The 12,066-nt window shown below is 47.7% G+C and carries 8 protein-coding genes and 1 pseudogene; 4 read left to right on the forward strand and 5 right to left on the reverse strand.

Annotation, left to right across the window (positions count from 1 at the left end; all coding sequences use genetic code 11):
* Positions 1–241: 241 nt before the first annotated feature.
* A complete protein-coding gene (glmS, locus tag DP_RS14765) occupies positions 242–2,101 on the reverse strand; it encodes a glutamine--fructose-6-phosphate transaminase (isomerizing) (RefSeq protein WP_041278082.1) in 1,860 nt (619 codons plus the stop codon).
* A gap of 170 nt (positions 2,102–2,271) precedes the next feature.
* On the opposite strand from glmS, the gene pyrE reads away from it, so the two are divergent.
* The 3 genes from pyrE (at position 2,272) to DP_RS14775 (ending at position 3,794) form a co-directional block, all read left to right on the forward strand.
* On the forward strand, positions 2,272–2,826 hold the full coding sequence (gene pyrE, locus DP_RS14770; RefSeq protein ID WP_011190157.1) for an orotate phosphoribosyltransferase: 555 nt from the start codon (positions 2,272–2,274) through the stop codon (positions 2,824–2,826).
* 109 nt (positions 2,827–2,935) lie between these two features.
* Positions 2,936–3,106 carry a dual CXXC motif small (seleno)protein gene (locus DP_RS18265; protein ID WP_173362833.1) on the forward strand — a complete coding sequence of 57 codons (171 nt, stop codon included), beginning with the start codon at positions 2,936–2,938 and terminating at the stop codon, positions 3,104–3,106.
* A 175-nt stretch (positions 3,107–3,281) separates the two neighbouring features.
* Positions 3,282–3,794 (forward strand): PilZ domain-containing protein, encoded by a 513-nt coding sequence (locus DP_RS14775; RefSeq protein ID WP_041278083.1) that lies wholly within the window; start codon positions 3,282–3,284, stop codon positions 3,792–3,794.
* Here the strand turns inward: DP_RS14775 and hflX are convergent.
* The 4 genes and pseudogenes from hflX to lon form a co-directional block, all read right to left on the reverse strand.
* Positions 3,791–5,326 carry a GTPase HflX gene (hflX, locus tag DP_RS14780; protein ID WP_011190159.1) on the reverse strand — a complete coding sequence of 512 codons (1,536 nt, stop codon included), beginning with the start codon at positions 5,324–5,326 and terminating at the stop codon, positions 3,791–3,793. The two genes, DP_RS14775 and hflX, sit on opposite strands and share 4 nt — an antisense overlap.
* Positions 5,327–5,483: 157 nt before the next feature.
* Entirely contained in the window at positions 5,484–7,139 is a 1,656-nt protein-coding gene (locus tag DP_RS14785) for an NAD+ synthase (RefSeq protein WP_011190160.1), read from the reverse strand.
* A 193-nt stretch (positions 7,140–7,332) separates the two neighbouring features.
* Positions 7,333–8,418: an endolytic transglycosylase MltG gene (gene mltG, locus DP_RS14790; RefSeq protein WP_011190161.1), complete on the reverse strand. Its 1,086-nt coding sequence runs from the start codon at positions 8,416–8,418 to the stop codon at positions 7,333–7,335.
* A gap of 9 nt (positions 8,419–8,427) precedes the next feature.
* Positions 8,428–10,831: pseudogene (lon, locus tag DP_RS19395) on the reverse strand (endopeptidase La).
* A gap of 398 nt (positions 10,832–11,229) precedes the next feature.
* Here lon and DP_RS14800 point away from each other — a divergent pair.
* Positions 11,230–12,027, forward strand: a complete 798-nt coding sequence (locus tag DP_RS14800; protein ID WP_011190164.1) for an acyltransferase — start codon at positions 11,230–11,232, stop codon at positions 12,025–12,027.
* Positions 12,028–12,066 lie beyond the last annotated feature (39 nt).

A 12,066-nucleotide genomic window follows, 5' to 3' on the forward strand; every position in this document is an offset into this window, starting at 1 on the left:
CTCACCTTGCTCGATGCTCTTTTATTATATATCTATAATAAAAGAAAAAACATAACACACCTAAGGTGTTACCATACACTGATAAGCTGCCAATAATCATCACAAAGGTTTAATAACTTCAAGCCTGTAGCTCTTACATCCAGTCAAAGACCCGATCAGCCCTGCCAGGGCAGTTTAAATAAAAAAAAGGGGACAACTGATTTCTCAGTTGCCCCCTTTTTTGTTCTTCAATCATCAACGGCTATTCAACAGTAACCGACTTAGCCAGGTTACGGGGTTGATCCACATCACAACCACGTCTCGTTGCTATCTCATAGGAGAGTAGCTGAGCGGGGATGGTGTAGAGAATGGGATTAACATCATCGTCCACCCGTGGCAGGTAGATAACATCATCGCTGATGTTTGCCAGCTGACTGTCTCCCTCGCTACCAATGAGGATAAGGCGGCCCTGACGTGCCTTTATCTCCTCAACATTAGAGATACTCTTCTGATAGACATCATCATCTGGGACCAGGGCAAGTATGGGCATATCCCTATCAATAAGGGCAATGGGGCCATGCTTGAGCTCGCCCGAGGCATAACCTTCGGCATGAATATAGGATATCTCTTTCAGCTTCAGGGCTCCTTCAAGGGCAATGGGAAAGCTGAGACCACGGCCGATAAAAAGAAAATCCCGACTGTCGTAGTAGTCATCTATCAGCGAGGCTATCTTCTTCTGCAGGCTGGGCAGAATCTCCTCTATCACGGTGGCCACACCAACCAGAGCTCTACCCAGTTGCAGGCTCTTTTCCAGACTTAACTGCTTACGTTTCTGACCAAGAAAGACAGTGAAGAGGAGAAGAGCTGAGAGCTGAGCGGTAAAGGCCTTGGTGGAGGCCACACCAATTTCAGGGCCGGCATGGGTATAGATGACGCCATCGGCTTCCCGAGTCATGGTTGAGCCAACAACATTACAGATGGTGAGAATCTTAGAGCCCATCTTCTTTGCCCTACGAATGCCGGCAAGGGTGTCGGCGGTTTCACCTGACTGAGAGATACAGATGGTCAGCACCCGCTCATCTATAAGTAGATGGCGATAACGAAATTCTGAGGCAATATCAACCTGCACGGGGATTTTTGCGTATTTTTCCAGCCAATATTTTGCAACCATAGCTGCATGCCAGGAGGTGCCACAGGCAACCAGAAAAATCCTGTCTATGTCCCTTAGCTGCTCGTCACTAAAGCCCAGATTCGGCAAATTGGCCTTACCCGACTCAAGATTAATACGACCGGCAACGGTATTGGTTATGGCCTGTGGTTGCTCAAATATCTCTTTCAACATGAAGTGCTTATAACCACCCTTCTCTGCCATGGAGGCACTCCAGTCAATAAAAGTGATCTCCTTGTCAACGGGCTCACCGCTCACCAGAGAGGCTATTTGATAATCATCAGCGGTAAGGACCGCAATCTCCATATCATCAAGAAAGATTACCTTTCTGGTATAGGGAAGAAGAGCAGGGGTATCCGAGGCCAAAAACATGCCCTTTTCTTCTCCAATACCGAGAACAAGGGGGCTCTGATTACGCACGGCAATAAGGGTTTCCGGCGCCTTGGCCCACATAACTCCTAGAGCATAGGAGCCTTCAACCCGAGCGAGCGCCTCTTTGATAGCACGAACAAGGACATCTACCCCATGGGCATCTTGCTCAAGATACTCCTCAATAAGATGGGCAAGGACCTCGGTATCAGTCTCCGAGGTAAAAACATGCCCCTTGGCCCGAAGCTCCTCACGCAGGGAGTGATAGTTTTCGATAATACCATTATGAACCAGAACCAGCTCACCCGTACAATCACTATGAGGATGGGCATTCTCCATGGTTGGAGCACCGTGGGTTGCCCAGCGGGTGTGGCCTAGGCCGAGGTGGGAGGGGGCGACAAGATCATCGCCGACAACATCTTCCAGACAAGATAGTTTACCGTTAGCGCGATGCTTGACTATTTTTCCATCCTGAAGGTAGACGAGTCCGGCAGAATCATAACCTCGATACTCCAGACGCCGCAAACCTTCCAGAATAACAGGCACAACTTTTTTAGGACCACAATAGCCAACAATACCACACATATAAACATCCTCCCAAGGTAAGATTAAATTTTTTCCGCTTAACTTTATATTAATACCATGTATTTTAAACTGAAGGCGAGTTTTTTCTTTTGATAGCTTATGCAAAAAGTAGTATCCTCGCACAAAATTTAGCCATATATATTTAACACAATGACCTTGGGGCAACAAAAATGACAGATAGACAACGATTAAAAGAAATTCTCTTGGAAAAATCATACCGAGAGGGCGCTTTCACCCTTACTTCAGGAAAAACTTCAGACTTTTATATCGACGGCAAACAGACAACCCTCTCCGCAGAAGGTGCCCTTCTTTGTGGAAAGCTCCTCTTTCAACTCATTGCCGAGAATGAAACCAAGATCGATGCAGTAGGCGGTATGACCCTCGGGGCTGATCCACTTGTCACTGCAGTTTCCATTGCAAGCTTTCTCCAAGATGCACCAATTCCAGCCTTTATCGTACGAAAAGAGGCCAAGGGCCACGGAACGGGAAATTACATCGAAGGCCTTAAGAACATGGCAGATGGTTGCACCGTAGCCCTGCTCGAAGATGTTGTAACCACCGGTGGCACCCTGATCAAGGTCATCGACCGCGTTGAAGCTGCCGGCTTTAAGGTGGGTCTTGTCGCCACCGTTATTGAAAGACAGGAAGGCGGCACAGCCGTACTGGCCGAAGCGGGCTACACCCTGAAATCTATCTTTACCCGTGAAGAGTTGCTCAGTAAATAAGCCCCCGGGGTCTTTAATTGACTTGAGGATAGCTAAAAAAACATGCAAACTAGTCTCATTGCCGAAGCGATTTATTGCTACGAGACATTTTTTTTACAGGGAAGAAGAGATGAAATGTAAAGAATGTGGTGAAAAGCTCGAAGTGCATCGTAGCTGTCGCCGAGTACGAATGCGCTGTATCTCATGCAAGGCTGAATTTCAAATACATGAGGTTGCCGATCAGCTCGATGCGGAGACAGAAGAGATCCTCGCCAAGTACAGCACCCTTATCTACGATTGATCCTGATAAGAGATCAGAATAATTCGATCTCTTAATCCCCTGGCCTATTCCTCTGAATAGGCCAGGGGATTTTTTTTGTCTTTACCTGAGGCAATGCTATCCTATATTATTAGCGAAAGAAGCGGTGTTTAACACCTTGCAGAGGTTGGATAAGATTCATAAATTCAGGTAGACCATGACAAACGAGATAACTGTAACCTGCTATATAAACGAAAACGGGCAGACGGAGGTGGTCTGCCCGAAATGTTTTAAAAGCCGGCTTGTCTCTGCTGAAAAGTTTAAGGGACAAAAAGATAACATCGGAATACGATGTCCATGTGGCCATCTCTTTAAGATACAGCTTGAATATCGGACAAGACAAAGAAAAGAGACAAACTTTGTCGGAACCTACCAACTCAAACCGCTGGCAAGCCCTCACCAAACCGACAGCCAGGCAAGAGCGCCACATTCCGGCGGCATCGTTGAAATAATAAATATTTCCCAGACAGGCCTCTGCTTTAGAGCCCGAGGCCATCATGGCATCCAGGTCGAACAAGACGGTCGGGTTCAATTCGTTCTCGATAACCGAAAAGAGGCTAAAATAAGCAAAAATGTCATCATCCGCAACGTAGAGGGCAAGAGAATCGGTTGTGAATTTATCCAAGACCAGGCATACGAAAAAGAGCTGGGCTTTTATCTTCGCAACTAAAGATCCTTCTCAGCCAGAATTCGTCCCAACATCTTTTCAGCACGGGCAAGAAACGGTTTCAGGGTTTCAGGCTGGAGAGCGCTTACCAACACCCCCTGCTCGCTTAAATCTTCCAGAAGACCTACTGCCGGATCAGCCAGCAGATCGATCTTATTAAAAACCTTCAGGCAGGGAATATGGCCAAGATCCAGTTCTGAGAGTAGCCTCTCCACCACCTCTATATGATCCCTATAGCATGGATTTGACACATCAATAACGTGGATAAGCAGATCAGCCTCCTCAAGCTCTTCCAAGGTCGCCATAAATGCCTTTATCAGCTCAGCCGGCAAGTTACGAATAAAGCCAACGGTATCGGTGATGATCACCTCCATCTCCGTGGGAAATCGTAAACGACGACTGGTCGGATCCAGGGTGGCAAAGAGTTTATCCTCTGCAACAATATGACTCCCCGTCAAGACATTAAGCAGGGTGGATTTACCGGCGTTAGTATAGCCCACCAAGGAAAGAACCGGAACATCCCTCCTGCGACGCTGGGCCCTCCTCCTATAACGTTCCTCACCCACATGTTTCAGTTCCCGGGCAAGCCCTGATAGGCGATCATTAATACGACGACGATCAAGTTCAAGCTTTGTTTCCCCGGGTCCACGGGCACCAATACCACCGCTCAAACGAGAGAGGGCATCATCACGGGAGGAGAGACGAGGTAAGGCATATTTAAGCTGAGCCATCTCTACCTGCAACTTTCCTTCTCGAGAGAGAGCCCGACTGGCAAAAATATCAAGGATGAGCTGAGTTCTATCAATGACCCTCATCTCGGTAAAATCAGTAATAGAGCGTACCTGAGAGGGATTTAAATCCTGATTAAAGACCAACAGATTTGCATCGAGCTGCAGGGCCAGAATCATGATATCGGCAAGCTTACCCTTACCCAGAATGAAACGTGGATTTGCCTTTCTGCTTCGCTGAAGGACCGTATCAAGCACCTTAACATTGGCAGAGCGGGCAAGCTCACCAAGTTCGGTTAAAGATTCCTCGGCAAGCATCTTAACCTCAGCCGTAACACTAACCAAAATAGCCCGATCACCATCATCGGCAACAGAGAGGCTACGCACCCGAGAAAAACCTGCCTCTACCTCGGCAATAATATCCTCCACCGAGCCTCTCTGCTGAGAGGGATGGACGGGGTCTAAAAAGGTCCAACTGCTCGCACCGTCCCGGGCCGGTTGCAAATGGGCAGAGTGGAGGCTCTGCACCTGACCATCTTTTGCAACCTGCAAAACAGAAAGCATATCAAGGCGAAGAAAGAGCAGATCCATCAGATCCTCATCACTGATCTCCTCGCCGCGAAGATGAGTATGCACCAGACGCACCCCCTTGAGCCGACCTCCACCACCACGTAGATGGGCAAGGGACGGGATCATTATCGCCTTATGGGTCCCCACAATAATCATCTCCAATTTACCGGAACGATGAATGAGGAGACCTATCTGCCGATTTATTTCAGCAGAGATCTGACCAAGACTACGGGCCATCTCCGCTGAAATTATCTGATCACGGGAAACCTTCTTTTTGCCTAAACTCTCAAGAAATTTTATCTGGTTTTTCTTTAGACCACTCAGGTTACCTGTTACAATACTGATAGCTCTCTCCTATAAAATGACTGCAAACAAAAAAAACCGGGCAACAATATTAATTTCTAAAATTCTGTGCATTAGGAAAACGACGACCATAGCCAAAGGCCTTGCTGGTCACCTTAAGGCCCACGGCAGCCTGCTTACGCTTATACTCATTGAGACGCACGCGACGCAGAACATCTTGCACCATCTGCCTGTCAAAACCATGGGCTACAATTTCCTCACAGCCACAACCATCCTCCAGATGAAGTTCAAGTACCCGGTCAAGAACATCATAGTCAGGCAGATCATCCTGATCACACTGGTCTGGTTTAAGCTCAGCAGAGGGTGGCTTAGAAATAGTATTCTCAGGGATTATCTCACCATGACGATTGACATAACGGGAGAGGGCATAGACCAATTGCTTGGGCACGTCACTGATAACGGCAAGTCCACCGTTCATATCACCGTAGAGGGTGCAGTAGCCCACCGCCATTTCACTCTTATTTCCCGTGGTCAGGAGCAACTTATTAAATTTATTGGACAGGGCCATAAGCAGGTTGCCACGAATTCTAGCCTGAAGATTCTGTTCTGTCACATCCTCTTCCAGCCCCGTAAATATCGGGGCAAGACTTGATTCAAAGGCATAAAAAAGATCCTTTATAGGAATCATCTTAAAATCACAGCCCAAATTCTCAGCCAGAGACTGGGCATCATCATAGGATCCACCGGAACTATACTGAGAAGGCAGGGCCACACCCTGAACGTTCTCTGCCCCGAGGGCGTCAACTGCAATGGCGGCGGTAAGAGCTGAATCAATGCCGCCTGAAAGGCCCAGAACCACAGAGGTGAAACCGCACTTTCTTATATAATCACGCACACCGAGAACCAGGGCCTGATAGACACTCTCCTCAGGGCTGGCCAGAGGTCGAGGAGGCGCTGAACACTCCTGAGACTCCGTATCATAGACCAAAAGGTCTTCGGCACAGGATGCGGCCTCTCCCAAGACCTCACCTCTTTCTGAAATGGCAAGGCTACCCCCATCAAAGATAAGAGAATCCTGGCCCCCCACCTGATTACAGTACAGAAATGGCGCCCCCAGGGCTAGAGCAGACTCGGCAAAAATCCGGCGACGCTGGGCCTCTTTGCCACGCTGAAAGGGGGAGGCAGAGATATTAATCACAGCTGCAAGAGAAATGTTCTTCTCCCGGCAACTCTCAACCATTCCCGAAACCGGAGAGAGGGCGTAGTGACCAACCTCATCGTGCCATACGTCTTCACAGATGGTTACCCCAAAGGTAGTCCCCCCGAGGGTATAAAACTTTTCACTTTCCTCTGCCCGACCCGGCTCAAAATAACGGCTCTCGTCAAAAACATCATAGGTGGGCAGAAGCTGCTTTCGCCTTCGATAAACGACTCTCCCCTCCCGAGCCACAAGGACAGAATTATAGAGGGCTCTGCCCCCCTTACCTTCACGTTTTTCCACAGCGCCAAACATAACATCAATGCCTGGAAGTTCTCCCAATAGACGATCTAGGGCAGCCTGGTGTTCTTCAATAAAAACAGATCGTTCCAGTAAATCAAGAGGCGGATAACCAGAAACGGCGAGTTCAGGAAAAACGACAAGGGAGCACCCTGCCTCCTGAGCCTTCGTGGCCCAAGAAACTATTTTTTTACAGTTATGGGCAAAGTCACCAATGAGCGGATTATATTGAACAAGTCCTATTTTCACGTGCTATTCTCCATATTCGCCCTTTATCCAAGCAAATAAAACATATTTAATCTATTGCCAGTGGTCTTAAACAGGCTCCTTTTAATAAGGAGCAGGAAAACCCTGTTTGCAGAAAATGCCTTTTACCAAGAGCCCCTTACCTGCACTCAAGGTAGACCGGCACCTCTCTCATTTAAAGAGAAACCACAAATAATCAATTGATCCCTATCTGACCAGTTTTTTCTCCATCTCTCTCTTTTTTGAGTTTTCGCCGATAGTTATAGACAGCCCTATTATGATCTCGAAGGTTGGTCGAAAAGACATGGGTACCATCGTTATTGGAGACAAAATAGAGATAGCTGTTTTTCTCCGGTTGCAGTACCGCCTGCAGGGCCTTTTCGCCGGGATTACAGATAGGGCCCCGGGGAAGGCCTGGGATAGAGTAGGTATTATAGGGAGTTTTGCGGCGCAGATCAGTTCTGGTAATCGGGCCCTGATGCTCATCAAGGCCGTAGAGAACCGTCGGGTCAGATTGCAAACGAATACCTCTTTTTAACCGATTATAAAAAACGCCTGCAATACGGGGCTGTTCCATAGCCACCCTTGCCTCCTCCTCCACGAGGGAGGCGAGAGTGACAAGCTGTAAACGGCTGTACTCGCCAGCCGCCTCACGACCTGCGACAAGCCTGCGCCAAACAACGGAGAAGCGATGGACAAGAATTGGTATAATGGCCTCCGCCCCATGGATATTACGGGTAAGATAGTAGGTATCCGGATAAAGATAACCCTCAAGAGAGGGCAAAGGGGCAAGCCCCAGAGAGGCGATAAATACCTCGTCTCTTGCCAGGCTGATAAAACGCTCAGCATCACACCAATCATCAGCGGCAAAGATGGCGGCAAGCTCCTCTATCCTCAGCCCTTCAGGTACAGTTACACTGTGCTGAACAGGCTTTGCTACAACCAATTGACGAAGCAACTCCACGGGCCTACGTTCAACGGGCAAGGCAAACTCACCCGCCTTGACCTGACGGGCAAGACCAAGATAACGGGCCATAAGGGCAAAACGGAGATCATCGTTGACAAGCCCTGCCCCGGCAAGAATTTTCTGGATTCTGGGAAAAGAAGCTCCACGCGGAATATTGACCACAACTTGGGAGGGGGAGTCCAAAATAGGAGGGGCGGGAGTTTGCAGATAGGAGTACAACCAGGCAAAAAAAATACCAATTGCCAAAAAAAGAAAGAGGGTCGCGCCAAGCACGACCCGTTTCACAATACCATATCGAAGGATTTTACCATTCATAATGGGACGTTACTTTTTTAATGCCTTGTTTTTCTTTGTCCGCCCAAAGGCGACCTCAATGACCTCATCCATATGCTTTACTGGAAAGAACTGCATTTTATCCAGGATGTTTTTAGGTATCTCAACAAGATCTTTTTCGTTCTGAGCAGGGATGATTACCTTATTGATACCGGCACGAAGTGCTGCAATGGCCTTTTCCTTAAGTCCACCAATGGGCAAAACTCGGCCACGCAGGGTCACCTCACCGGTCATGGCCAGAGCCGAAACAATCTTGGTCTTAGTTATGGCAGACCAAAGCGCTGTGGCCATGGTGATACCCGCAGAAGGACCATCTTTAGGAATCGCACCAGCCGGGACATGAATATGCAGATCTATCTTATCAAAATATTCAGCAGCAACCCCCAACTCCTCGGTACGACTTCGACAGTAGGTAAGCGCCGCCTGAGCTGACTCCTTCATGACATCGCCAAGCTGACCGGTAAGAGAGAGCTTCCCCTTGCCTGGCATGACGTTGATTTCAATCTGGAGAATTTCACCGCCAAATTCTGTCCAGGCAAGCCCTGTCACCAAACCAGGCTCTTCAAGACGCTCAAGATCAGACTCCGGAATCAACTTCGGAGGTCCCAGATATTTATACACATTTTTCAGAGTAATATTATATGGTCCCTTTCCGCCCTCGGCCACCTTACGGGCAACCTTACGACAAACGGTGCCTATTTCACGTTCAAGACTACGCAGACCAGCCTCATAGGTATAGTGACTAACAATATGCTCCAAGACCTTATCATCCATTTGCAAATGTCTTGCCTTCAAACCATTTTGCCTTACCTGCCGAGGCAGTAGATATCTTCTGGCAATAGCTATCTTCTCTTCAAGGGTGTAGCCGGAAAGACGAATTATCTCCATCCGATCAAGAAGAGGGCCGGGAATGGTATCCGTCATATTGGCCGTAGTGATAAACATCACCTGGGACAGGTCCATGGGGATATCCAGGTAGTTATCTACGAAATCAGAGTTCTGTTCCGGATCAAGCACCTCAAGCAGGGCAGAGGATGGATCGCCACGATAATCAGAGCCAACCTTATCAATTTCATCCATCATAAAAACTGGATTATTGGTTGCGACAGTTTTCAAGCCCTGAATAATTCGGCCGGGCATTGCCCCGATATAGGTACGACGGTGACCACGAATCTCGGCCTCATCCCGCATACCACCAAGGGAAAGTCTATGAAATTTTCTTCCCATGGCCCGAGCTACAGATTTACCAAGAGATGTCTTACCAACACCTGGAGGGCCAACAAAACAGAGAATAGGTCCCTTAAGATCTTTATTGAGCTTGCGTACGGCAAGATACTCAACAATACGTTCTTTTACCTTATCCAGACCATAGTGATCTTCATCAAGCACCTTTTTGGCGTGCTTCAGATCAAGCAGATCCTTAGTGGCTTTTTTCCAGGGGTACATCAAGGATCCAATCAATATAGGTACGAATAACTGTTGCCTCTGAAGAATCAGGATGCATCATCTCCATCCGACTCAGCTGTTTATTCGCCTCTTTACGCACGGCCTTGGACATCTTGGTCTTACGAATCTTCTTTTCAAGCTCATCCAGTTCCTGGCCACGCTCATCCGGATCACCAAGTTCTTTTTGTAGGGCATGAATCTGTTCACGAAGATAGTACTCTCGCTGTGAACGGGTCATCTCCTCCTTTGCCTCATTCTGGATCTTTGCCTGAACAGTCGAAACGGCAAGCTCACGGGCAAGAAGTTTATTCACCACGGTCAGGCGTTTTACCTGATCTGTCTCCTCCAGAACTTCCTGTCCCTCACTGACCTTCAGGCGCAGATTAGAACCGACAAGATCGGCCAGACGACCGGGCTCTTCTATATTATTAATAATCATCATCAGATCGGCCGAGAGTACCCCGCGTAGAGACATTATCTTCTCTGTCTGCTCACGCACGTTTCTCATCATAGCCTCTACCTGAACAGAGATCTCCGGTAGCTCAATATCCTCAAGCACCTCAACCTTAGCCTGATAAAACGGCTCTTCCTTGACAACCTCGGCAACCCGAGCCTTGCTTACAGCCTGTACCAACACCTTCAATCGCCCATCGGGCAATTTCAGGGTACGCATCACCATACAGACCATACCGACTTTATAGAGATCGTCCTTACCAGGATTATCTTTGGTCGCATCTTTTTGCGTAACAAGCATAAGTAGCTTATTGGTATTCATGGCCTCGTTCACCGCTTCAACAGAGCTTGGACGCCCAACAAAAAGCGGAAGAATCATATAGTTAAATACGACCACATCCCGAACCGCCATCATGGGTAATACTTCTGGGATCTCCAGATCTTCATTACTAGAGAAATCATCCATGCTTATACTTAGCGCATCATTAAATTCCACTCCAACCTCCTAAAAAAAGCGGTGGATCAACCCATGAGGATCAATCATTATCTCGTAAAATTGTTCCATGAACAATTTGTCTCTTTCTTAAAACTTCATCATCACAAAGCTGATATAATCAAAACCACAAAAGGCCTACCAGGGATACCAACAATTTTAAACAAAATCGCCCGAAATTTTAAACATCGAAGACAACTAAGTCAAGGAGGCGGATATCAAGTTCACAACAAAAAGTCATTTTACCTTGCAGCTATTTCCTCTTTTAAGGATACTGCCTAAGGAATATTTTTCCTTCAATCTATCAAGAGCTTAGTCATTGAGAGTAAGAGCATCCCGCTCTACTGTTCTAAAATTTAACTACCACGACCTGTTAAAAACAGGTCAACTTTGGAGATTTCATGTTACATCCCGCATCTTTTTTCAACCTCACACTCTTTAAACACCAGAACCTCTTCCCCGCCGAGGCACCTGTCTGGACAGCCTTGACCAGACTCAAAAGCTATATGAATAAGTACCGCTACCCACAGATGAGCCATCCTCTTCTCAAGCCTGGCCTTCCCCTACCCGAGCCACTTATCTGGCACGAGGAGAGGCTCATTTCCACCCAGGGTAAAGAGATTGTTCTCGGTGATGCCTGCAAGCAGGGACTCATCATAAAGGATAATGGCCGGATACTTGAAGGGGCAAGTCTTATTATGGCCGGGGCAAGCCTGATAGGTGACCAGATATCCCTTGGCAAAGGAGTTCTGGTGGAGACAGGAGCCATGATAAAGTCTCCGACAATAATCGGCGATTACTGTGAGATCCGCCAGGGGGCATACCTCCGCGGCTATTGCCTGGCAGGAGCAGGCTGTGTACTCGGTCATAGCACCGAAATAAAGCACTCTATTATGCTTGATGGAGCGAAGGCAGGCCACTTCAACTATCTCGGTGACTCCATCCTCGGCAACAACACCAACCTCGGGGCGGGGACAAAGCTTGCCAACCTGCGTTTTCTCCCCGGCAACGTCCATATCCTACACGATAAGAAACAGATAGATAGCGGATTAAGGAAATTTGGTGCTATAATGGGAGACGATAGTCAGACGGGTTGTAACTCGGTGACAAGTCCCGGCACCGTTTTAGGAAAAAAATGTATGCTTATGCCCAACACAACAACAAAATCAGGATATCATCCTGATAAAACAAGAATATAAGTCACAGCGCTCATGAAATATCTCTCCCATATTTTTTCG

Source organism: Desulfotalea psychrophila LSv54 (assembly GCF_000025945.1).
In the GTDB taxonomy this organism is placed as follows: Bacteria; Desulfobacterota; Desulfobulbia; order Desulfobulbales; family Desulfocapsaceae; genus Desulfotalea; species Desulfotalea psychrophila.

Coding starts and splice junctions, on each gene's coding strand:
- glmS (WP_041278082.1), bottom strand. CDS start 2,101: ATGTGTGGTATTGTTGGCTATTGTGGTCCTAAAAAAGTTGTGCCTGTT.
- pyrE (WP_011190157.1), top strand. CDS start 2,272: ATGACAGATAGACAACGATTAAAAGAAATTCTCTTGGAAAAATCATAC.
- DP_RS18265 (WP_173362833.1), top strand. CDS start 2,936: ATGAAATGTAAAGAATGTGGTGAAAAGCTCGAAGTGCATCGTAGCTGT.
- DP_RS14775 (WP_041278083.1), top strand. CDS start 3,282: ATGACAAACGAGATAACTGTAACCTGCTATATAAACGAAAACGGGCAG.
- hflX (WP_011190159.1), bottom strand. CDS start 5,326: ATGGCCCGTAGTCTTGGTCAGATCTCTGCTGAAATAAATCGGCAGATA.
- mltG (WP_011190161.1), bottom strand. CDS start 8,418: ATGAATGGTAAAATCCTTCGATATGGTATTGTGAAACGGGTCGTGCTT.
- DP_RS14800 (WP_011190164.1), top strand. CDS start 11,230: ATGTTACATCCCGCATCTTTTTTCAACCTCACACTCTTTAAACACCAG.